Annotated in this window: 19 protein-coding genes; 17 read left to right on the top strand and 2 right to left on the bottom strand. The window is 50.8% G+C overall.

Annotated features, from left to right (window positions below; translation table 11 throughout):
* Window positions 1-150 precede the first annotated feature (150 nt).
* The 3 genes from AC787_RS30485 (at window position 151) to AC787_RS30475 (ending at window position 3,257) form a co-directional block, all read left to right on the top strand.
* A complete protein-coding gene (locus AC787_RS30485; protein WP_054028745.1) occupies window positions 151-1,647 on the top strand; it encodes a cellulase family glycosylhydrolase in 1,497 nt (498 codons plus the stop codon).
* 399 nt (window positions 1,648-2,046) lie between these two features.
* Window positions 2,047-2,376: a PadR family transcriptional regulator gene (locus AC787_RS30480; protein ID WP_054028744.1), complete on the top strand. Its 330-nt coding sequence runs from the start codon at window positions 2,047-2,049 to the stop codon at window positions 2,374-2,376.
* 14 nt (window positions 2,377-2,390) lie between these two features.
* The gene (locus AC787_RS30475; protein ID WP_054028743.1) at window positions 2,391-3,257 is read left to right on the top strand and encodes a pentapeptide repeat-containing protein; all 867 of its coding nucleotides are present in this window, start codon (window positions 2,391-2,393) and stop codon (window positions 3,255-3,257) included.
* 291 nt (window positions 3,258-3,548) lie between these two features.
* Here the strand turns inward: AC787_RS30475 and AC787_RS30470 are convergent, their stop codons facing one another.
* Window positions 3,549-4,166, bottom strand: a complete 618-nt coding sequence (locus tag AC787_RS30470) for an NAD(P)H-dependent oxidoreductase (protein ID WP_054028742.1) — start codon at window positions 4,164-4,166, stop codon at window positions 3,549-3,551.
* Between the two features lie 186 nt (window positions 4,167-4,352).
* Here AC787_RS30470 and AC787_RS30465 point away from each other — a divergent pair, with 186 nt between their 5' ends.
* On the top strand, window positions 4,353-5,033 hold the full coding sequence (locus AC787_RS30465; RefSeq protein ID WP_054028741.1) for a winged helix DNA-binding protein: 681 nt from the start codon (window positions 4,353-4,355) through the stop codon (window positions 5,031-5,033).
* A 1,068-nt stretch (window positions 5,034-6,101) separates the two neighbouring features.
* Window positions 6,102-8,279, top strand: coding sequence for an alpha-glucan family phosphorylase (gene glgP / locus AC787_RS30460; protein WP_235561175.1), 2,178 nt, complete (start codon window positions 6,102-6,104; stop codon window positions 8,277-8,279).
* A gap of 1,044 nt (window positions 8,280-9,323) precedes the next feature.
* Here glgP and AC787_RS30455 read toward each other — a convergent pair.
* Complete coding sequence (locus AC787_RS30455) at window positions 9,324-9,509, bottom strand: hypothetical protein (RefSeq protein WP_152970818.1); 186 nt, start codon at window positions 9,507-9,509, stop codon at window positions 9,324-9,326.
* A 136-nt stretch (window positions 9,510-9,645) separates the two neighbouring features.
* Here AC787_RS30455 and AC787_RS35485 point away from each other — a divergent pair, with 136 nt between their 5' ends.
* The 12 genes from AC787_RS35485 (at window position 9,646) to AC787_RS30400 (ending at window position 23,652) form a co-directional block, all read left to right on the top strand.
* Window positions 9,646-9,816 carry an S-layer homology domain-containing protein gene (locus AC787_RS35485; RefSeq protein ID WP_161807593.1) on the top strand — a complete coding sequence of 57 codons (171 nt, stop codon included), beginning with the start codon at window positions 9,646-9,648 and terminating at the stop codon, window positions 9,814-9,816.
* Window positions 9,792-10,523, top strand: a complete 732-nt coding sequence (locus AC787_RS30450) for a metallophosphoesterase family protein (protein WP_235561174.1) — start codon at window positions 9,792-9,794, stop codon at window positions 10,521-10,523. Before AC787_RS35485 ends, AC787_RS30450 begins: the two co-directional genes overlap by 25 nt.
* A gap of 282 nt (window positions 10,524-10,805) precedes the next feature.
* Window positions 10,806-11,987, top strand: a complete 1,182-nt coding sequence (locus AC787_RS30445; protein ID WP_054028737.1) for a polysaccharide lyase 6 family protein — start codon at window positions 10,806-10,808, stop codon at window positions 11,985-11,987.
* Between the two features lie 21 nt (window positions 11,988-12,008).
* Complete coding sequence (locus tag AC787_RS30440; protein WP_054028736.1) at window positions 12,009-14,363, top strand: AraC family transcriptional regulator; 2,355 nt, start codon at window positions 12,009-12,011, stop codon at window positions 14,361-14,363.
* Window positions 14,364-14,535: 172 nt separating this feature from the next.
* Complete coding sequence (locus AC787_RS30435; RefSeq protein WP_054028735.1) at window positions 14,536-16,206, top strand: extracellular solute-binding protein; 1,671 nt, start codon at window positions 14,536-14,538, stop codon at window positions 16,204-16,206.
* 104 nt (window positions 16,207-16,310) lie between these two features.
* Window positions 16,311-17,264: an ABC transporter permease gene (locus tag AC787_RS30430; protein ID WP_082361336.1), complete on the top strand. Its 954-nt coding sequence runs from the start codon at window positions 16,311-16,313 to the stop codon at window positions 17,262-17,264.
* A 12-nt stretch (window positions 17,265-17,276) separates the two neighbouring features.
* Complete coding sequence (locus AC787_RS30425) at window positions 17,277-18,152, top strand: carbohydrate ABC transporter permease (RefSeq protein ID WP_054028734.1); 876 nt, start codon at window positions 17,277-17,279, stop codon at window positions 18,150-18,152.
* Between the two features lie 21 nt (window positions 18,153-18,173).
* Entirely contained in the window at window positions 18,174-19,304 is a 1,131-nt protein-coding gene (locus tag AC787_RS30420; RefSeq protein ID WP_054028733.1) for a glycoside hydrolase family 88 protein, read from the top strand.
* 142 nt (window positions 19,305-19,446) lie between these two features.
* The gene (locus AC787_RS30415; RefSeq protein ID WP_200930797.1) at window positions 19,447-21,741 is read left to right on the top strand and encodes a chondroitinase-B domain-containing protein; all 2,295 of its coding nucleotides are present in this window, start codon (window positions 19,447-19,449) and stop codon (window positions 21,739-21,741) included.
* 9 nt (window positions 21,742-21,750) lie between these two features.
* Window positions 21,751-21,912, top strand: coding sequence for a hypothetical protein (locus AC787_RS34265; RefSeq protein ID WP_161807592.1), 162 nt, complete (start codon window positions 21,751-21,753; stop codon window positions 21,910-21,912).
* Window positions 21,913-21,949: 37 nt separating this feature from the next.
* Entirely contained in the window at window positions 21,950-22,918 is a 969-nt protein-coding gene (locus AC787_RS30410; RefSeq protein WP_235561173.1) for a glycoside hydrolase family protein, read from the top strand.
* A gap of 347 nt (window positions 22,919-23,265) precedes the next feature.
* Window positions 23,266-23,652, top strand: coding sequence for a cupin domain-containing protein (locus tag AC787_RS30400; protein ID WP_054028731.1), 387 nt, complete (start codon window positions 23,266-23,268; stop codon window positions 23,650-23,652).
* Window positions 23,653-23,694: the final 42 nt, after the last annotated feature.

Genomic DNA, 23,694 nt, shown 5'->3' with positions numbered 1-23,694 from the left:
CTCATATTCTAAAAATAAGGAGGCGGTTACCGTCCATTGATAATATTGCACTCAACGAACTAAACGTTTGGACGAATAATTAAAAGAATATAGCACGATTGAGGCCGAATGTTCCAAATTCGGCCTCAATCCATGCAGGAGGGTCCAATAATGGGAAAAATCTTCGTATTAGGTGACCGATTCACCGATGAGCATCACAGGCATATCATTCTTCACGGCATTAACATGGTCTGCAAAGAGAAGAAATTGAATTATATCGGGGAATATGTTGAGAACGACTTTCTAAGATTGAAGCAGTGGGGCTTTAATCTCATCCGATTCGGCGTCATATGGGATGGAGTGGAGCCGGAACCGGGTGTGTATGATGATTCCTATTTGGATAAGCTCCGAGAGCAGATCCGGATGGCTCGGAATAACGGTCTGTACGTGCTTCTTGACATGCATCAGGACCTGTATAGCGCGGCATACGGCGATGGGGCCCCGTCCTGGGCTACGATATCCGAAGGAGAGGCTTACGTTTCGACGGAACCCTGGAGCGATGCTTATCTGTTTGATCGCGCCGTGCAGACGGCCTTTGACCATTTCTGGAACAACACGACCGGACCGGGCGGCGTCGGCATCCAGGACCGATATGCCCAGGCGTGGAGACATGTCGCCCGGCGTCTAGGGAATGAGCCTAATGTGATTGGCTACGATATCATGAATGAGCCGTTCATCGGATCGGACGTAAGTGCCATCATCGATAGCATGCTCCATGCTTATGGCGAGGCATTGGCTGATCTGAACGGTGAGTCCGCACCCGACATTTCGGACCTTGCAGAAATCTGGACGGATCCGAGTCGAAAGTTCGAGGTGCTGAAGCTGCTGGAGCAGCCGCAAGTTCTCGAATCCATGATGCTGGCCATTGCTCCCGCTCAGCATCGGTTTGAAAAGAATGAGTTGATGCACATGTTCAACCGGGTAGCGAAGTCGTTACGCGAGGTTGATCCCGACGGCATGCTATTTCTGGAGACCAACTACTTCTCCAACCAAGGCGTGCCGAGTGGCATTGAACCAATCCGGGAAGAAAGCGGGAGAAGAGATCCTCACCAGGTTTACGCCCCTCATGGATATGACTTGGTCACTGACACGCCACATACCCATATGGCCAGCGAAGAACGGGTCGGCTTTATATTCGATAGCCATGAAACGACGCGCAAACGCCTGAATATGCCCATGCTGATCGGTGAATGGGGAGCTTATTACGCCTCGCTTGACTCGGAGAAACCTTCCCTGTTTATTAAAAGCAAGTTCGAGAAACTGCTCTGCAGCGACGCCTATTGGTCTTACTTCGGTGCAGAGACCGGGAGCTACTCGTCGTTCCGCGGCGTATGCCGCGGATATCCGCAAGCGACGGCTGGGATAATCCGCTCCTATAGGGATGATCATGAGACCAGTACGTTCATGATGGAATGGGAGGAAGCATCCGGCGCGACTCGGCCTACCACGATTTATTTGCCGGATATGAGCGGTCTTACCCCTGAAGCGATCGAGTTGGAGCCTAAGGGACTTGGATACTCATTAGAGCGGATGGAAAGCGGCAGTGCTGGATATGTCCATATTCCTCCCGCTGAAGAAGGTTTCAGACGAATAGTAATTCGTTATTAAGAGTTTCCAATACTCCCGCCCCATGGTATCCATCATGATGCCAAAGGGCGTATTTTTTTTGTCCCCATATCAGGTAAAAGCGGCACTACGAATACGCCGAGCGAAGAGTACGAGATTATCTATTCGAAATGGCGAATCACACCCAAACCTTCTTTCTAGATGGTGGGAGAGAGCAACTTCTTTATTGAAATGGAGAAGTAACCTTACGCTGATTGAGACAATCAGGGGATTCACCCCTGAATGACGCGCCATTCCAATGGTTCCCTCGATTCTGCTCTATAGAATTAAGCGATCAAGGATGCTCCCGAATTCGAAAATAATAAAAATTAGTGATTTGATTAAATGAGTACCTTGACAGTCACAGTAGTATGTCGTATTATACAGTTGCGGGGTGATTAAATGAGCGAGAACAAAATTACATCCGACCTGCTGCGCGGACATACCGATACGATGATATTGCGACTCTTATCCGAAGAAGATCGCTATGGGTACGAAATTGTCAAGTTAATTGCGGAGCGCTCGGGCGGTGAATATGAACTAAAGGAAGCAACCATGTACTCCAGTGTTCGGCGACTTGAGGTGGAAGGTGATATCGAGTGGTATTGGGGTGACGAATCGCAAGGCGGCCGGCGCAAGTATTTTAGAATAACCGAGAAGGGCAGGGAGTCTTACTCCCGCAACAAAAACAACTGGGAGTACGCAAAGCGCGTCCTTGAAAATTTATTATAAGGAGAGTGGTTGTTTTGAATCAGAAATTGACCAACTATCTGAACGGAGTTTTTGCACCATACGATGGGGTAAAAAGCGTCGAGGAATTGAAAACGGATCTGCACTCCGATCTGCAGGAGCGGTACCGTGAACTCAAAGAAGAGGGCAAGGACGATAAAACAGCTTTCGAGATGACCATCGATAGCATTGGTGACATCGAGCAAACGGTACAAGAGGTTGCTAACCTCTCCCGCTCGCTGGAGCGGCAGGTGGTAACAAACTTTAGCGCAAGCAATCTACCTAGTAGTGACTTTGCTGGTGTTATTGCGCATAAAGGAAAATTTGCAGCGAGTGCGTTACGGGGCTCCGACTTTACGGGTGCTGACTTGACGGGCAGCACCTTTGCGAGCAGCGATGTGCGTGAAGCCATTTTTGACAAAGCAAATCTGACTGACTGCAACCTATCTGCCATTGACCTTACGGATTCAAGCTTCCATAAGTCCATCCTTGTACGTACCAACATCAGCAAGTCGGGTCTGGACGGAGCAAAATTTCTAGACGTAAAATTGACGGATGTGAAGCTGAACACGACAGACCTTAGAAAAACAATCTTTGAAAGATGTATCTTTAACGGAGTGGACTTCATATATTCGGATCTGCGTGGGCAACGATTTGACGGGCAGACCTTCATAGGCGTCAAGTTTGACAAGTCGGCGCTGAACGAAGTTTCGTTTAAAGGCGCGATACTCAAAAATGTTTCGTTCATTTCTGGCTTTACTTTGTCCAAGAAATATTACCGTGCTATCAAAACCATCTGCTTTGACGACGCGATGATGGATAAGTTGACCTATGCCGCCCTTAAAGGCATGGATGCCGATTTGTCAAAAGTTACGGTTATATAAGGAAGGGAAAATATACAAAACAAGTCGATTCAAGTGAAGGCTACGTAACAATCCACGTGGGGTGGTGTCATTTTTCATTATCAACCTATGAAGAAGGATAGGATGCATGTTCTTGTCCTCCGACAGCAGTTGAAGGGAAATGAAAAAATAATCGATCATATTAAATCTAATGATTGTGACACAAGCCATAGAAAGTAATGTCGGGTGAAAAGAACATTATCTCATGAAAAGTCGCTTATATAGCGGCCTTTTTTCATTTTGGTGTAGAATTCTATTTCATCAAAACAACCGTCAATAGTTTTTGAAAATCCGCTCTGTTTTGTCCAGAGTGTTGTGGCGTTGCTCGAGTGTTCGATTTTCCATGCCGGAGTAGTTATGCCACTTCAGCTTATGGATGCCCATCTTCCTGAAGGTGCCACGGAATACCATCTTGACGATCGGGTTCCCGAGGATCCAGCGGTAGACGAAGGTCGGCGTGGCCATGACCGTCAGCAAGGTTACACCATTCAAGCGAGGCAACAAGCACTTGAAGGGCCGTCCCGGCTTCGTTTCGGCATATACGACGCCCTTCACGAACACTTTGTCGAGAAAACCCTTCATGAGCGCCGGCATTCCTTCCCACCAGACGGGGAAAATAAATACGATATGATCCGCGGCCATGAGCCGCTGCTGATAGTCGGCCACGAGCGGGTCGCGAGTGCGCTTCTGTCGCCAATCGGCCAGATCCGAGGCGGACATGACGGGATTGAAGCCGTCCGCGTGCAGATCGATTAGATCGACGCTGTGATGGTTCGAGAGTAGACCTTTGGTCACGGCGGCTAATAACGCGGCGGAGTAGCTTCTTCGATGTGGGACGTTCTCGGAAGCCGTGGCACCGTATGGATGGTCGAACACAATTACGAAATTCATGGTGGAGCACCCCTTTTTCGTAGTCATTATTTTGTTAACCGGAATCAATAATGAATCCTATGAAACAATAGTATGTTTTTGTTTATTAGTTGTCAATAATGTTTCTTTAGAATATTTAATTCAAGCCGATTGCTTGCTATACTGTAACAAACAAAACGTCAGGAAGAACAGAAAGGGGAACGAACGATGTCCATTAAAAGGACGAACTCGAATGTCGAACAAGCACTCTTGATCACGGAGATGATGAATCAAATCGGCGCTTTGCAGAATCGATTCCAGACAGAAGGAGAGGACGAGGAGAGGTGTTGGATGACGGCGCGTACCTCGGACGACCGCGTCATCGATTTTCTGAAAGAAGCGACCGTCCTTATGCTGCACATCGTGCACGCGATCGGGGAGTCGGAGCTGGTGAACGGCATTACGATCTCCAAGCGTTTCGGCATCCCGAGGGGCAGCGTATCCAAGATTACGCGGCGGTTGTTGGAGCAAGGAATCGTTCAAGGAGAATCGCTCCCCGACAATAAGAAGGAAGTCTTGTTCCGGTTAACCTCTGTCGGTCAAAAGGTCTTCGATCTGCACAACGAGCTGCACGTCCATATCGAAGGCAACGTTCGCGAATTTCTAAGCCGTTACGATATCGAACAAATGCAATTTCTCGTACAATGCATGAAGGATACAGTAGTTACGTCATGGGTTCGGTTTGATGAGGCCGAAGACTTGCAGGAAGATAATTCGGAGACGGAGGCATCGCGGAACTTCCGCGATGCCGGAGAAGTAAGTGAGATTCTGGCCATGCTGCGGCGATTGGACCCAAATAAGCTTCGAAAGGCAAAAGAGCTGATCCGCATCGCTTTCCTCGAGGATTGAGGGAACCGAATCGCAAAAAACCATCGTTTGCGTTAGCCGATGCTTGTTTTTTATCGCGTTTTCGAACAACGATATGGAAATTGCTAAGAAAAGATTTGTCCTGTCGGGGGACAATAACATATAGCGTATGTGAGTTTATGAAACCGTCGCCATTGTTTGGCGATGGTTTTTTAGGTTTAACAGTAAAGAAAGGAATGGATAAAGTTATTATCATTTATGACTTCAAGTTCTTGTCAATCGACATTAGAGAACCAGTGGTATCATGGCTTAGTGTTACACACCATAAATGGACACCCATTTCTTAGAGTATGGGAAGTCCATTTTTTTGTGTTTGAAATAGAAAAATAATGGTGGGAGTAAGGCAGCTTATATTCATGAATTATGTCCGTAAGGAGTAAACAGCAAATATCTTCTTATCGTCTTTAATGCAAACAAAGAACCCATTATACCTCTAACTAAGTTTTAACACGATATCATTCATCGAATGGGAGAGAGCTCAGTTTTGGCTTACTTATGCATAAGAACTATATATTTCGGTTAACGCCAAAGGGAAGAGAAGAACCAGAAAATTGCTACATGCCAGAAGAAGTATTTAAGTTTATGACCGAGATCATCAAGTCGCTCAAGGAATCGTATCAATCAGATAAAAATCCGACATTTTAACGACTTTACGATAAACGTCAATCTGAGGTTCTTATTGCATGGTATTGCTATACAAACTGTAGAAGTGAACCAAGTTATCGTTAAAGTACATTTACACATTCATGCTTATCGCTACCCATGCTGTTCAGAACGAAAGGATCCCAATCGATATTGTAAAGATACTTCTCCATCAAAGATATGTTGAGGTTATAGCATACTATGCTGTCCCAATAGCTCAACAATTGTCAAACTCAGTCAGTGATCTGTATGAAATATGGGTTTCTTATATACCCGGCTTGCCGGGGTTTATCACTTCGCGGCTCCCACTTGCTATAGGCACGTGTACTGCAAACCGGCATATAGTATAGAGGCATCAAGTCAGGCGCTTACAAGATGAAGCGCAATTTTTAGCGAAAATGAGGTGGGATGATGTCAAACGGTGGTGTAGCGTATTTCTCGGCGGAATTTGGACTTGACGAATCTTTACCGATTTACTCGGGTGGCCTTGGCATATTGGCAGGCGATCATATCAAGGCGGCCTCAGACATGAATGTTCAGCTTACGGGCGTTGGCATATTTTACGGTAAGGGTTACTTCCAGCAGCACATTGATGAGGGCGGCTCGCAGCAGCATCTGTATCAAAAAATCGATCCAGAGGCGAGCTGCTACCCAGTTCGTCTCGTGCGGGATGCCGAAGGGCGGCCTCTCGTCGTCGACGTGATGGTGGGCGGCAGGCAGGTGTATGTGAAAGCGTGGTCCGTTCAGTTGGGCTCGGTCACGCTGTACCTGCTCAATACCGACGTTGAATCCAATAGCGATGCGGACCGCCGCTTGACCGACACACTCTATCCAAGCGAACAAGGCGTTCGCATAAGCCAGGAGATGATCCTCGGCATCGGCGGAGCGAGACTGCTTGCAACGCTGGGCATCCAGCCGGACGTCTGGCATATGAACGAAGGGCACCCAGCGTTCCTGACGCTCGAACGCATCCGCATGTTATCCGCCGAAGGAGTGCTGTTCGAGACGGCACTCGAAGCGGTCAAGGCGAGCACCGTATTCACGACGCACACACCGGTTCCGGCCGGGCATGACGTCTTCTCCATCGACATAATGGACCGTTATTTCGGCGAGTATTACTGGCAGCTCGGGACGGACAGGGAGCGGGTGCTGTCGCTCGGCCGAATGGGCGATACGTTCAACATGACACGGCTTGCCGTCAGCACATCGTCGAAGGTGAACGGGGTGAGCAAGCTGCACGGCGAGGTGACCCAGGACATGTTCCACCGGTGGATGCCGCATATTCCGAGACAGGACATTCCAGTCGATTCAGTCACGAACGGCATCCATATCGGGACGTGGCTAGCCACCGGCATGAAGGAGCTGTTCGACCGGCACCTCCCGCCCGACTGGGCCGTCCGCACTGCGGAACCGGACGTATGGGCTGCTGTTCGGGATATCCCACACATAGAGCTGTGGGAGGAGCATCAGCGGGCGAAAGCTGAGATGGTCCGGGAGTTGGGCCTGCCGCTTGCCTCATCCGGTGAAGGACCGTTGATCATCGGCTTCGCCAGGCGGTTTGCGACGTATAAGCGGGCACTGCTCATCTTCCGCGACCTAGAGAGGCTCGCGCACATTTTAGGCGATCCGCAGCGCCCCGTTTGCCTAGTTTTTGCCGGAAAAGCGCATCCCGCGGACGGACCGGGACAGGACCTTATCCGCAGAATAGTGGAGCTCTCCCGGGAGGAAAGGTTCAAGGGCTCGGTTTACATTGTGGAGAACTATGCGATGGATAAGGCGAAGAAGCTGGTCCAAGGTGTCGACGTTTGGCTCAACACGCCCGTGAAGCCGATGGAAGCGAGCGGTACGAGTGGGCAAAAGGCGGCTATGAACGGCGTACTCAACTGCAGCGTAATGGACGGCTGGTGGGCGGAAGGCTACAACGGGCGGAACGGCTGGGCCATCGAAGGGGAGACGGACGGCGACTTCGAGTACCAGGCGCAGCAGGACAGCGAAGCGCTTTACCGGCTGCTCGAGGAAGAGATTATTCCGCTGTTCTACAAGCGGAGTGATCGCGCGGTCCCGACGGAATGGGTCAACCTGATGAAAGAGTCGATCTGCTCAATCGCGCCCGTCTTCAACACCCACAGAATGGTAAGCGATTATTGGCACAAGTTGTATGTCCCCACGACCGTAAGGGGGAAGCGATTCGCCGCTGACAACTTCGAGATCGCATCAAGGGTTGCCATCTACAAGCAATTCATCCGTGACAACTGGTCCGTCGTGAGCGTCAGGAAAGCGGACATTCTGGCCGACCACAGCAGCAGGATCGGGCTGAACAAGACGGCTTTCCGTGCCGAAATTCAACTTGGCGCCATCTGGCACAAGGACGTCCGCGTGGAGGCGGTCGGCTCCGACGGCCGTCATGGCATCTGGAAGGTGAAGCTAGAGCCGGTACAGCAGCAGGGCAAGGGACTGTACGTCTACGAGGGTTCTTCACCCGACATCCCAATCAACATCTGGAAGGCTAACGTGAACGTGCGGGTCACGCCGATCAGCCCAGATTTCACGACCGATTTCGAGATGGAGCTGGCTGCTTGGGGATAACGGAAAAACGGCATATAAGACGGCGGAGCCTTGAAGGACACCGTCGTCTTGCATTCCCGTAAATGTCGTCAAGGTTTTTTCTCTGATTAAAGACATATGTACAACATACACTGAAATATTAATGGTTAAGTTTCGTTGACGAACCTATGATTCTACTGCAATGGACTCACGAATCTTGAGATCATCGGAATGAGGATGTAACGCATTCCGACCCAAAAAGGATATTTAATTATAAATGATGTCTGGAATGCAAGTCCTGTTTCGATACAAGCGTCGATAGAAACCGTTTCAAATCTAGATGGTTTTAACAAAAAAATATTGGATTTAGGAGATATGTTGGAATTGGGGTATCAAGAAAATGAAAAGAAGAACTTATTTCTGAATGTCGCCGCATATAAAAAAAAGATGATGTCATATTTATTAAGGGATCACGTGGTCTGAAATTAGAAGAAGTGTGTAGTAATTCGCTAAAGGAATAATATCAGAAGCCGAATTCAAATCAAGTTTCATTTTTAAACGGAAAACGTGAGACATAAATTGTCTCGCGTTTTTTGTGTGGACAGCATAGGGTGAACGAACTTATTTTTTAGTGATGGGAAAAATATCCCTATGGTAGGCAACGGTGACTGCGGAGCCGATTGCGATCATGTCGTAGATACAGCACTCAATGCTCTCAAAACAAAAGCATCAACAACATGATCTTTTTCATTAGGTGAAGTAAACAGAACGACATCCGGCATTTTCTTATCAATTCTTTCTTTTGCATGTTCCTTACTTGCCACATGAGAGAATCAAACAGGAAACGGTTGAGCCCAGTCGCCTAATAATATTGAAAACACTCCTATTTTATTAGCCGATAAAGACCCTGATATAATCCATACATACCGATCCCATGAGTGACTTTTTTAAGATTTGATGTCCATTCCAGAAATTGCAGATAGGAAGTCGGAATATTTGAGGGCAGTTTTAGCTTTTGACGATTTATCAAAGTTCTATCATTTTATATAAAGGAGGAAGAGTGCGCTCGACATAATGAGAGAACACTTAAATCCGAAATGCCGGAGTGGGTTCGCGGCGGGAGACGAGGGGAGTAAAGTTGACTTTAACTGAGTTGTTCGGAACGAAAGCAGCAGGCCGAAGCCGCACATCCCGTACACCATCGCTATGAAGCGTCCCGTTGTAAGCATAGGAGGAGGCTGGATCCGCTTCCGACGCCAATCCCGGCTCCATCGCTGACAGCGGCGCCGGCTCCGAGCGAGTCGCCAAAGCCAAGTCAGACGACGGAGCCGCCTCATCTTTCGGATTTCCCGGACACCGGGAATCACTGGGGCCGGGAAGTCATTGCCCAAGCGGTCGAACGGGCATCGTGAGCGGCTATCCGGATGACAGCTTCCGTCCCGATATGCCATTAACCCGCATGCAATTTGCAATTATGCTAGGGCTCGACCGTTTCATGCCAGGTGATACAGCTACGCGGGCGGAAGCGGTGACGCTACTGCTGAGAATGTTGAAATGTTGGGAGTTGAACCGATCATGAAAGCTTTAATTATTTCGGATATTCACAGCAACGTCAATACGCTGGAATCGATCCGCAAGGCAGAACCCGACTGTGACCTGATTTATTGCGCGGGAGATCTCGTAGACTATGGGCCTTTCCCGCGGGAAGTTATCGAATGGGTGTATAAGAACGATGCGATTTGCGTTCGCGGCAACCACGACGACATTATTATCGACCTGTACCGAAACGGCAATGGTGGTCATGATGTGGCGGAGGATGCGATCAAGTGGGCGCATTACAATGCAAGGATGCTCGGCGAAGCGGAAATTTCCTTCCTCGAAAGCATACCGGTCTACCGCACATTCGAGATGGACGGCTATAGCTATACGATGCAGCATCTGTACGACAACTATTTGACGATTGACAGCTTGCCCAAGTACGACGCCTTCTGGGCGGAACGTAACGGCAGGACAACCGGGGCCGGAGGAGATCGCCGCATTATTTTCGGACATACACATCGCAGAAGCATTCATTATTTGAGTGATGCCAGTTTGTGGCTGAATCCGGGAAGCGTGTCCTACCGACGTCGCGACGATCCGTCGAAAGAAGCGCATTACTTCACGATTACCGATGGCAAAATAGCGATGAAAAGCCTTGTCTATGACCGCACGCCCCTGCTCGAAGCGGCACAAAAGTTGCTGTTGAAGGAAGAAGAGATGAAGGTTGCGTACTTCTTTTTCGGATAAGCGGGTAGGAGAGCAGGCAAAGCAATGGGGACGTATCCACGATCTGTTGACGGGATACGTCCTTTCTCATGTTTTGTCAACCGGCAGGTTACGATTTACAGGCTGCAAGGCGATAATTCCCGCTCATTTTGCACCTCAGTTTACATTTTTATGATTGCTTCATTTTTTTACACTATGGCATGGGAAACGTATCTTTCATAATAAAGGTTGTGAAGTTGCGGATATGATCGTGCAGAAGTTGCAGAATCATATCCGCCTATTCTATAGGAAGCAGGTGGGAAGATGACTACTAATTATCTGGTATCAAGTAGCGACGAGTTGGCGGCAGCCATTGGCCGGGCAGAGCCTGGTTCCACGATCTTGTTGGCTGACGGCGTTTACGATCGGAATGAAGACTATATCATTGAAGGCAAAGTGGGATCGGACACCGCCATATTAAGCATTCGCGCTCTAAATAAAGGAAAAGCGACGATATCCGGCGAATCAAGTATACGAATCTTGAACTCAGCTTATGTAGAGGTATGGGGGCTGCATTTCCAGGTCGAGCAGCGCGAATCTATCATTCTGGACGGTTCGCGGCATGTGAGGATTGCGCGGAATAGATTTGAGCCGCGACAGGTTGGGACGGCGTATAGCCTGCTGTCTGTGGTGGGAAGCGGCAGCGGCTGGAACCGGATCGAACGCAACGAGTTCGGGCCAAAGGCCGACCTTGGTCCGCTCGTCATTTTTGATGGCGACGGAGAACAAATTTCGCAGCATGATGTTATCGAATATAATTATTTTCATCATATAGGCCCACGAGTCGTCAATGGGCTTGAAGCGATCCGGCTTGGCTTGTCCGGCATCTCTCTCTCGAACGGCTATATTACGATTCAACACAATCTGTTTGAATTTTGCGACGGAGAGCCCGAGATTATTTCGGTAAAAAGCTGTTATAATACAATTCGGTACAACACATTCCTAAACTCCGCCGGCCAAGTGACTGCGCGGCACGGACATGGAAACCGATTTCATCATAATGTGTTTATCGGCGATGGCGTGAAGGAAGAGATGGGCGGGTTTCGCATTTACGGCAACGACCACCACATTTTTGATAATTATATGGAAAACTTGACGTTGGATGCGCTGCTCATTGACGGCGGCAACTACGATGGAGGGCCGGACGGCTATCCCGAGGCGCCGACGCAGGAGGAACTGAGGAAACATTGGCGCGTCTATCGCGCCAATGTAGTGAATAATACGATTGTCAATTGTCGTCACGGCATTACGCTCGGCAAGCGGATTCCTTATGCGCCGGAGCAATGTGTAATCGCTTACAACCTTGTATGCGGCAAGGAACAGCCGGCCATCTATGAATACCGGCCGTCTCCGGCGGTTTGTATCAACAATCAGAAAGCGGATGTCGCGGATATTCGTTGTCCGGTCATTCTGACAAGAACCGACGTCGGTCCCGAATCCGACTAAAGCTAACATGGAGGAGAACCTATGGCCCAAACTCGAAACCGGTGGACAATCTATCTGAAGCAGCTCCGGCACAAAAATCGCAGCGTATTCCTGACCTGGATGCTTTCCTACGTCTCGGTGCTGCTCGTGCCCATTCTGATCAGCGGCGTTATATACGGCGCGACGCTGAACGTTGTAAAAGACGAAATTAACCGCGCCAACCAATCCATTCTTGTTCAGATGGAGCAAGCCATAGATAGCCAGTTCAAAGGAATCGAGAGCCTAAGCCTAGAGGTGAGCCTCAACAGACGAATCGCATCATTTATTTCGGCCGATGCCATTCTGTCTGATTCAGATCACTACGAAATATACCAAATCGCCAATGATTTGCGCGTATACGAAATCGCTAACGATTTTCTTGAAGGCATTTATATTTACTACAAAAATAGCGATACGGTTATCGCCCGCAACAACCGTATGAACACCGAAGCGTTATACGACCATATCCGCCTTGAAGAGCATATGCCGTTCCAGTCGTTTCGAGAATATTTTGACCAATGGTACATTAAAGGCTACCACTCGGTTGTGGTGTCTGAAGAGAATGAGTGGAGTCCTACGGTCATGTATGCCCAAAATGTGACGTCACCGATCATGAATCAGCCGGGAGCTGTCTTGCTGTTTATGATTGACCGCAGCAAGTTGCTGGAGCAAGCGTCGGCGCCTGAGGAAGGCACAATCCTTATTCTGGATGAAGACAACCGGTTCATTGCGTCTATGGGCGAGTCGCTGGCGGAATCTGCTGTACAATACGGCGATATGCCGGAAGAATCGGGGCAACTGGAGATCGAGACTGCCGGTCGCCGGCTTGTTGCATCCTACACAACCTCATCCATTACGGGATGGAAATATGTGATGACGCTGCCGGCGGACGTATATCACCAGAAGATGAACGTGGTAGAGCAATTGACGATCGCCAGCATCTTGCTTTGCCTCATTGTTGGCGGTGGCGTGACGTATTGGCTGCTCAAGCGGAACTATCTGCCGATCCATGCGCTGATTCAGAGCTTGTCGTTCAAGGCTGGTGTTACATTCGATCGCGGCTCTAATGAATATTCCTTTCTGGAGCAGGCGCTGAGCAGCACCTTCCATGAGAAGGAGGAGCTTCATAACAAGCTGAATCAGCATAATAATACTCTCAGATCGCATTTCCTGCAGCGGTTGCTGAAGGGGCAACTCGACAGCCATATCCCGTTGCACGAATCGTTCTCAGCCTATGACCTACGCTTCCCGCTGGGCGGATTTTCTGTTATCTTGCTGCGCATCGAGCATTTCGGCAAGTTCCATCGGAAGGATGAGGATCAGGTTCATAACAAGCGGTTGCTGCACTTCCTGATCGCCAACGTGGTTGAGGAGGTCGCGCGAAAGTCCGTCAACGCCTATGCGGTAGAGCTGGACCAGGAGTTACTCGCCTGCATCGTCAACCATCAGCTTGCATCGCCGGCGGAGCAGCGGGGGGAGCTGGAGCGCATCGCGGAAGAAACGATGTCGTTCATCGCAAGTCATGCCGATGTCCAGTTGACCGCTGCCATCAGCGCGCAGCAGGAGGGCGAGTATGGAATCTTCCAGGCGTTTCAGGAAGCGGTCGAGGCGATGGAATACCGTATCATTGCAGGCAGCGGGGGCATTATTCATTATGCGGACCTGAGCGGCAACGACAACCAGGGGGCTGCTCCTGGTGGTTATTTTTATCCGCTCAAGGCCGAGCAGCAATTGATCGTTATGGTACGCGAAGGCCAGCTCGATAAGGCGAAAACGTTCGTCGGGGAGATTATTCAGAAAAATGTTACGACGGAGCCGTATCCTTTTCATACAGCAAAATGTCTCATGTTCGATCTGATGGCTACGCTGCAAAAAGTAATCGGAGAAATCCGCATCGCGGGTAAGCCGGATATGCCTGACGGAGTGCGCGCCATCGAACGCCTGATGCAATGCCAGACGGTAGGGGAGATGCGCAGCCAGCTTTACGATATGATGGAGCTTCTGTGCGGTTACGTTAATAATAACCGCGAATACTGCAGCAATCCGCTAATCGATAAGGTCATGAAATATGTCAACGAGTATTACCAGGACGAGAACCTAAACATTTCAATGATCGGGGAAGCCTTCTCCATGACGCCGTCGTATGTTTCCAAACTGTTCAAGGATCTTGCCGGCGAATCTCTGCTCGACTATATTAACAAGACGCGGCTGGTACAGGCCAAATTGCTGCTTACCGGAGGGAAATATACGGTCAGCGAAATATCGCTGATGGTCGGTTACAACGATGTGAATACCTTCCACCGCATATTCAAAAAATTTGAAGGAATAACGCCCGGGCGCTACAGGGAAGTCCAGTAGCTCTTGGGCTTTTTTTCAAGAAAAAGCGGTTAACTTGCGGTTTTGCTACCCTCATTTTTGAGAAATTGCGGTATATTTTAGGTTTTGACAATGGCTTGTGGCACTGGATTAGCGTTACGATGAAAGCGTATTCAAATCAACGTATTCGAGACGAAAAGAACGGAGGGGCAAAATGGTAAAAAATCGCAACGGCAAGAAGCGCAAATGGCTGCAGCTCACACTGGGGATTGCAATGGTACTTTCATTGTCTTTAACCGCATGCACCAGTAATGGGGGCTCCGGTAACAAGGTCAAGACAGAGCCGACTCAAAGCCCCGTCAGCAATACGGGCGGCAATGACGAAAACAAAGGCAACGAGGGAGCGAATAAGCCGGTTTATCCACTGGATACCAAAGATACGTTCTCGTACTGGGCTCCAATCAACGGAAACCTGATTACATTTACAACGAATCTGGCGGAAGCGCCAATCGGGAAGGCGATTGCAGAAGCTACCGGCGTGAAAGTAACCTACATCCACCCGACCGACGGTCAAGCAGAAGAGCAGTTTAATTTGTTGCTGGCTTCCAGCAAGCTGCCGGATGTGCTGGAGTACGACTGGAGCATCTATCCAGGTGGACCGGAGAAGGCGATTGCAGACGGGGTTATCGTACCGCTCAACGATTTGATCGACCAATATGCGCCTAACCTGAAGAAGCTGCTGGAATCTAATCCGGATCTGGATAAAATGGTGAAAACCGACAGCGGCCAATATTACGCCTTCCCTATGGTGCGCAATTCGGAAGGCGTAGTCTTCCGCGGACCAATGCTGCGCAAAGACTGGCTGGATGAGCTGGGACTGCAATTGCCTGTAACGGTAGATGATTGGCATAAGGTCCTTACGGCATTCAAAGAGAAAAAAGGCGCCGTAGCACCGCTGACGGCATTATACGCGAACAAAATGAATTTACAGGACGCGTTTTTCGGCGCATACAAAACGTCGCACGGCTTCTATATTGACGACCAGGGCAAAGTGAAATACGGTCCGATAGATCCGCAATACAAAGATGTTTTGACGTTGTTTCGCCAGTGGTATTCCGAAGGGCTGATTGATAAAGACTTCCCGATCGTAGAGCGCAACACGCTGGATAAGCGGTTTCTGAACGGCGAGTCCGGTGCGACTGTTTTCTTGCTGGGCGGCGGTATGGGCAAATGGCTGGAATCCGGAAAAGCCCAAAATCCGGCTTTTGATCTCGCAGCGGCTCCTTATCCGGTATTGAAAGCAGGCGAAAAACCGTTTACCGGACAGCGCGATTTCAAATATAACCCGAAAGCAAGCGCGGCCGTGACGACGTCGGCGAAAGACCTGGAGACGATCGTAAAATGGCTGGACTTCGCATATAGCGAGCAAGGAACCTTGATTTACAACTTCGGCGTTGAAGGCGAAAGCTACACGATGGACAACGGTGTTCCGAAATTTACCGATATGATCGTAAAAAACGATAAGTACACTTCACAGCAGATGCTGGCGCAATATACGGTTCCGAACGGTCCGTTTCCGATGCATGAGCAAAAAACGACCAATACGTTCCCGCAACAGGACGAGGCGGTTCAGATTTGGTCGGATACCGATGCGGAGAAACATATTTTGCCCGCGTTCATTACGCCTACTGTAGATGAGAGCAAGAAGGTAGCGCAGACAATGACCGCAATCAACACGTATTTAGAAGAAATGTTCATCAAATTTTTAATGGGCAATGAGCCGATCGATAAATTCGACAGCTTCGTGAAGCAGCTGGAAGATATGGGAATTCGCGATGTAATCGACATCTATCAAGGCGCCTTGGATCGCTACAACAAAAGATAACTCCATGTATCGTCTTGCGGCAGGCTGCAGGTCGCCGTGGGGGCAGGGGAGTGGTGCAACCATCCCCTGCTGATGATGCTGCATGTGGATAGGAGGAGTAGGAGATGGCTCAGTTGAAGCTGGAACGCAGCAAAGTCGCGCATGCCGGGCGTCTTCCGCTTAATATCGCGAAAGACATAGTTAAAAACAAGTATTTGTACATCATGCTTACTCCTGTTTTGGCATATTTCATTATTTTTCAATATTTCCCGATGTACGGTGCGATTATTGCGTTCAAGGATTTTAACCCCCGGCTTGGAATTGGGGGCAGCGAGTGGGCAGGACTGGAGCATTTCAAAGACTTTTTTGGCGGAATGTATTTTTGGCGGGTGTTTAAAAACACTCTGATGATTAGTTTGTACGATCTCGTTTTCGGTTTTCCCGCTCCACTTATTCTCGCCTTGTTGCTAAATGAGGTGAAAAATGCGCTGTTCAAGCGTTCGGTTCAGACGATCACTTATTTGCCGCATTTTATTTCGCTTGTCATTATTTGCGGCATGATTAAGGATTTTACGAGCAGTGAGGGCGTCATCAACGATATTATCGCATTTTTCGGCGGCGAGCGGATTACGATGCTGCTGGAACCGTCTTATTTTCGGACGATCTTCGTTTCATCGAATATATGGCAGCATGTAGGCTGGGGTACAATTATTTATTTGGCCGCGCTGTCTGCGATCGATCCCGAGCAATATGAAGCTTGCAAGATCGACGGAGGTGGACGTTGGAAGCAGATGCTTCATGTTACACTACCCGGGCTGCTGCCCGTCTTCGTTATATTGCTCATCCTGGACATTGGCCGAATAATGAGCGTCGGCTTCGAGAAAGTTATTCTGCTGTACAACCCGACCACTTATGTGATGGCGGATGTCATTTCCTCGTATGTGTACCGGGTCGGGCTTCAAGATTTTCAATTCAGTTTCAGCTCCGCTGTCGGATTGTTCAACTCCGTGATTAACTTCGCGCTTGTTATCGGCTCCAACTGGATAAGCCGGAAGTTGAACAATACGGGTTTGTGGTAGAGGAGGGTTCGCATGCGAGTAAGCTTGGGTGAACATCTATTCCGGGTTTGCAATACGCTGTTTTTGTCCGCGCTCATGATTGCAACAATGTACCCAATTTTATACGTGGCATTTGCTTCATTCAGCGAACCGGCGCTGATGATGGCGCATAAGGGCATTCTATGGAAGCCGCTGGGCTTCTCGCTTGAAACATACGGGGCGGTATTCAGCAACCCGATGATCCTGCTCGGCTACCGCAACACGTTATTTATTGTCATTGTAGGCGTGGCTCTCAATTTGCTGCTCACTTCCTTTGCCGCATACGCCTTGTCCAGAAAAACGTTGCAATATCGTAAGCAGCTTACGTTGTTTATCGTGTTTACCATGTTTTTCAGCGGTGGATTAATTCCGTTCTACTTGCTGGTCAGAGGGCTGGGCATTACGGACACGCTGTGGGCGCTGATCCTGCCTACCGCAATAAGCGCTTTTAACCTCATTATTATGCGGACATCGTTCGAGGCGGTGCCGGATGCGCTGGAAGAGTCGGCCAAGATCGATGGCGCCAACGACTTTGTCATTCTGTTCCGCATCTTCCTGCCGCTATGCAAGCCCGTGCTTGCCGTGGTAGGCCTGTATTACGGAGTAAGCCACTGGAACTCGTGGTTTAACGCCATGATCTTCCTTCAGGATCGATCGCTGTATCCGTTGCAGTTGATCCTGCGAGAAATATTGATAATCGGCGAGGCGAACTCCATGGCGGAGGGAGCATCCCAGGATGAGATCATCATATTGGGCGAGACATTGAAATACGCCACGATTATGGTAGCGACCCTTCCGATTTTTCTGGTCTACCCGTTATTGCAAAAATATTTCGTGAAAGGCGCCTTGATCGGTGCCATCAAAGGTTAGGATAAGGAGTGGATTTTTGAGATGAGCAATGAAAATGTGAAGCTGAAACCATCCGAGCTGTCGGCTTGGTGGGATAAAGTGAAGATTAAAGTTGATCATATGATCGAAGCGGGCTGGGCAGAAGCGCCGCATGTTTCGGCAGCGGGCAAATATGACCAGATCAAAGTGGATCAGTGGATTTCGGGCTTCTGGCCGGGCATTCTATGGATTCTGTACGATATGACCGGCGAGCGTCGTTATCGGGAGGAGGCAGAGCCTTGGGACGAACGCATGGAGCAATGTTACTTGCGGGACAACCATTTCCACCACGATGTTGGCTTTCAGTTCCTGCCGACATCAGTTATCCGCTACAAGCTGACCGGCGACCAGGACGCACGGCGGCGCGGGCTGTTCGCCGCCAACTATCTGGCAGGGCGGTACAACCCGGTCGGACAGTTCATCAGGGCCTGGCCACGCAACCAGACGGGTTGGTCGATCATCGATTCGATGATGAATTTGCCGCTTCTGTTCTGGGCGAGCGAAGAAAGCGATGATCCGCGCTTCAAGCATATTGCGGTCGCCCATGCAGATATGGTGCTTCGCTCGTTTATCCGCGACGACGGCTCGGTGCATCATATCGTTATCTTCGATCCAGAGACGGGCGAAGTGGAGCGTTATGACGGAGGACAGGGTTTCGCGCCGCAATCGTCTTGGTCTAGGGGCCAAGCTTGGGCGCTCTATGGAATGAGCTGCGCATACCGCTATACGGGCGAAGCGCGTTACTTGAATGCGGCGAAGCGGGTGGCGCATTATTTCATCAGCGCGTTGGCGGAAGACGATGTGCCGCATTGGGATTTCCGTGCGGCGGCCGACTTGACGGACGAGCCGCGAGACACCTCGGCGGCGAGCTGCGCGGCATCCGGGCTGATCGATATCGCGTCGCAGGTGGCTCCTGAGGAAGCCGCTTTATACCTGCGCGCGGCCACGCGCATTCTGCGCTCGTTGTCGAACAACTACAGTACGCTCGACCAGCCGGAGTATGAAGGCATCCTGCTCGGCGCAACCGGGCATAAGCCAGTCAATACCAACATCAACGTATCGCTGATTTACGGCGATTACTATTATATTGAAGCTTTGGCGAAGAGCAAAGGCTGGAGCCAGCACATTTTTTGAGCGGGATCAAAGGCCGTAATCACGAAGCCGGGAGGACAGGAAGCACCTCCCGGCTTCCGTATTCTTGAGAGGAGGTGCGGGCGGAACGAAGGGAATGATTCAATAACCATCAATTCATAACGGAAAGGATGAAGAATGAATTATGGGAACCAAAAGTATGACGTGCATTATTTTGCTCTGTATGCTAGTTGCGTTAATGCCAGGTGCGGTGAGGGCGGCCGATGCGAAGTTCACAATTGGCAGCTCCGACGTGACGGCGAGTGGACATGACGGCAATGTACCGGCTAACACGGTGGACGGCGATTTCGCCACACGTTGGTCGGCAAATGGTGATGGGCAATGGATTCAGTACGATTTGGGCGTAAACCGCAAAGTGTCTTCCATCAAAATTGCTTTTCTGAATGGGGCAAGCCGCACTTCTACTTTTGATATTTTGACGTCTACGGACGGTTCCGCCTTCACGACCGTCAGCAGCGGAGTTGTGAGCAGCCTTGTGGAAGGCCTGCAAAATTTCGATTTTCCGGATGTCGATCCTGCCCGCTATGTGCGGGTAGTTGGGCACGGCAATTCCTCCAACCTGTGGAACAGCTATACCGAAGTTGAACTGTATGGCACCGCGAGCGGCCCTTCGCCGGACGCAAGCAAGCTGGCGGTTACCGTGCCGCAGCTTATGGCCAGCGGAGATGACGGCAATATCGTCGCGCATACAATCGACGGCGATCTCGGCACGCGCTGGTCGGTGAATGGCGACGGGGAGTGGGTCCAATACGGCCTTGGATCGAGCAATCGGGTGGAATACGTGAAGATCGCCTTCACCAACGGGGCGGAGCGAACTTCCAGCTTTGATATTCAGACTTCCTATGATGGCTACAACTTCAGCACGGCGCTTTCGGGAGCGGTCAGCAGTCTGAGCAACAGCTTGCAGACGTTTGATTTTGCCGATGTTGCCCCCGTCCGCTACGTTCGTATTGTTGGCCACGGCAACTCGGTGAACGCCTGGAACAGCTTTGCAGAGGTCGAAATTTACGGCAGCGATTCAAGCGGCAGCGGTAGCGAAGGGACGGTCGTCGAAGTTAGCACTTCCACGCAGTTGGCTGCCGAGCTTGCAACCGCTACGGCGGGTAAAACGATTGTGCTGGCAAACGGCACATATTCTCGTACAAGCCCGTTTGCTGTTCAGAACAAAAACGGCACCGCCAACGCGCCAATCGTCATTAAAGCGAAAAACCGCGGCCAGGCTATCATCTCGGGAGCGTCGGGCTTCCGCGTCGAGAACTCCTCGCATGTGGTGCTGGACGGATTAAAGTTTACGAACACAAGCAATGGTGCAGTGGTGCTCGAAGGCTCGCGCCATGTGCGGTTGACCCGTAATACATTTGCGCTGCCAAGCTCGGGCGGCGGCCTGATGTGGCTGCAAGTGCGGGGTACGAACAGCCATCATAACCGCATCGACCGGAACGACTTCGGACTGAAGAGCGACACCGAACCGCTGATCGCTTACGAAGGACAGGACGGCTCAGGGCAAATTTCGCAATACGATATTATCGAATACAACTATTTCCATGATGTGGGCCCATGGGTAGCTAACGGCAAAGAGACGATCCGTCTCGGCTTGTCAGGTCTAACGCTCTCCCACGGCTATAATACGATACAATACAATGTTTTTCAGAATTGCGATGGCGAGCCGGAAATCGTATCGGTCAAGAGCAGCAGCAATACGGTGCGCTTCAATACATTCCTCACGTCCAAGGGCAGCCTAACGCTGCGGCACGGCCATAACAACAGCGTATACGGCAACTTCTTCCTCGGGGACGGCGTGGAGTCGGATCAGGAAGGCATCCGGATGTTCGGCAATGATCATAAGATTTATAACAACTACTTTGAGAATTTGACAGGCGAAGCAATCTACTTGCCTAACGGCGACTTCGACGGCGGTACTGAAGGATCCCCTCCAAGCCCGACGGTCGAACAATTGCGCAAACAATGGAAAGTTTACCGGGCGCTTATCGTGAGCAATACGATTGTAAACAGTACAACCGGCATCGTCATCGGATCGGGCAAAGCGTATGCTCCGCAGGATTCCGTCGTGGCGAACAATATCGTGCGCAACAGCACCGGCACGCTTTATTACGAGGCGGCGACAACGAATACGCTGTTCCAAGGCAACATCGGGTATGGCAGCACCATTAGCAACATATCGCGCAGCTCGGGGCAGATCCGAAATATTAATCCGCTGCTGACTACGGTGAGCGGCATCCAGAAGCTGTCCGCGAGCAGCCCGGCGATTGACGCCGCTGTAGGAACATACGCGTTCGTGCAGGCGGATATGGACGGCCAAATGCGAGCGACAACGGATGTGGGGGCGGACGAATATTCCGGCGCGCCTCTGCTGAATCGCCCGCTAGCGGCCGGAGATGTGGGGCTGAATACGCCTTAGGGGCGATATATGCGCAAGCATGCCGGCGGTCAGTCCGCCGGCATGGCTACGTCGATGCATAGCTGTATGGAGCAGACCGGTTATTCACTTCATTTGGAAGGATGGGAGACCATGGTTCGCAGTAATGATGGAGCAGCGGGAAAAAGCGAGGTGACGGTACATGCATACTAGCACAATGCTGCCGGCTCCGCGTAGCGGCGGCTTCCGTATGGAAGGTTATTGGGTATGGTGCGGTTCCGTCGTGCAGGGCGAGGACGGCAAATTCCATATGTTTGCCTCGCGCTGGCCGAAGACACTGCCGATGCACCCCGGCTGGATGACGGCTTCGGAGATTGTCAGGGCGGACTCGGATACGCCCGAGGGACCGTACCGGTTCCGCGAGGTGGCGCTTCCGGCGAGGGGAGCGGAATATTGGGACGGACGCAGCACGCACAACCCCCATATCGTCAAGCACAACAACAAATATTTGCTTTATTATACGGGCTCGACCCATCCGCTGGGTGATCCTGAGCCGCCCGGGGATTTCGGGTTAACCGATTCGCAATGCATCGTGGCGCGGGCGAACAAACGGGTAGGCCTGGCTATCGCGGACAGCGTATTGGGCCCGTGGCGCAGAGCGGACGAACCGATATTGCCAACACGTCCCGGCCGATTCGACAGCTTTCTGACCTCCAATCCGGCTCCGTGTGTCCGGGAGGACGGTTCCGTGCTGCTGATCTACAAGGCACGTCGCTACGAAGGCAACCTGCATGGCGGCATGTCTATTGGCGTCGCGTATGCGGATCACTACGAGGGACCGTACCGGGTGCTAAGCAACGAGCCGGTATTTCCTCCGGAGTCCTTCCATATCGAAGACCCGTTCATCTGGCAAACAGCCGAAGGATACAATTTGATCGCCAAAGATATGGAAGGGCATTTATGCGGAGAAAAATACGGCGGCATCTACGCCGGATCGCCGGACGGACTGAAATGGAGCTTGCATGGGCAGCCGCAAAGCTATTCCCGGACGGTACGCTATGATGACGGCACGGTGCAGACGCTGGGCAATCTGGAACGGCCGTTCCTTCTGTTCCAGAACGGCAAGCCGACTCATTTGTTCGCGGCTGTCTCGGACGGCAGCGACGGTTTTATGGACGCTTCCGATACATGGAACATGGTTATACCTTTAAAGAAATAATACACGAGATCAGGATTTTGCCACTTACCGGGACGAGACGATCGTTGCTACCAAAGCCGGCTATCGGATGTGGCCGGGGCCTTACGGCGAGCGAGGGTCGCTCAAGCTGCAGGAGCTTGCCCTGCAGCGAGGACAACGTCTGGCGCAAATGGAGGTGGCCTGGGTGCTGCGGCAGGGCGCGTCGACTCCGCGCTGATCGGCGCGAGCAAGGCGGAGCAGATTGGCGATATTGCGAAGTTTCTGAGCCATGCCTATTTCACGGACGAGGAGCTCAGGGCAATCGAGCGGATTTGGGAGGCGGCCCAGGATATCAGCGGGAAGGCAGCAATGGAAGGAGAATGCGGCGAATGATTAGGCTTTCGTTGAATGAATTGCGGACAGAGGAAAACGGACATTTTCTGAATGGCTTGCTGCCGGGGAATTATCTTTATTCGGGAGGGCTCGCCTTCGCCGCGTCAGGTGAACGGAGCCATACGAACGATGGTCCCGGCGGCAAGGATTGCCATGTACATGCCGACAGGGAGGCGTTTGTCATTTTGCAGGGGCGCGGCGTGATGGAAGTCGATGGGGAGAAGCATGAGGTCCGGATGGGAGACATCATCATCAATGAACCTGGCGAGGATCACCACCTCTGCTCGAGCGAGACGGAGCCCATTGTGACGTTGTGGTGCCATGCCGGTTCCGAACGCAACCCCAACCAGCACGAGATGTCCAAGCGGAAGGACACTCGATAACCGTTGGTTTGACCGAGCAAGGCTCGAATCGGAACACGACTT

It is taken from the genome of Bacillus sp. FJAT-28004, assembly GCF_001280845.1.
GTDB lineage: Bacteria > Bacillota > Bacilli > Paenibacillales > Paenibacillaceae > Pristimantibacillus.
Note: the sequence above shows the minus strand (reverse complement) of the source record. Positions and strands in the feature narration are given on the sequence as shown.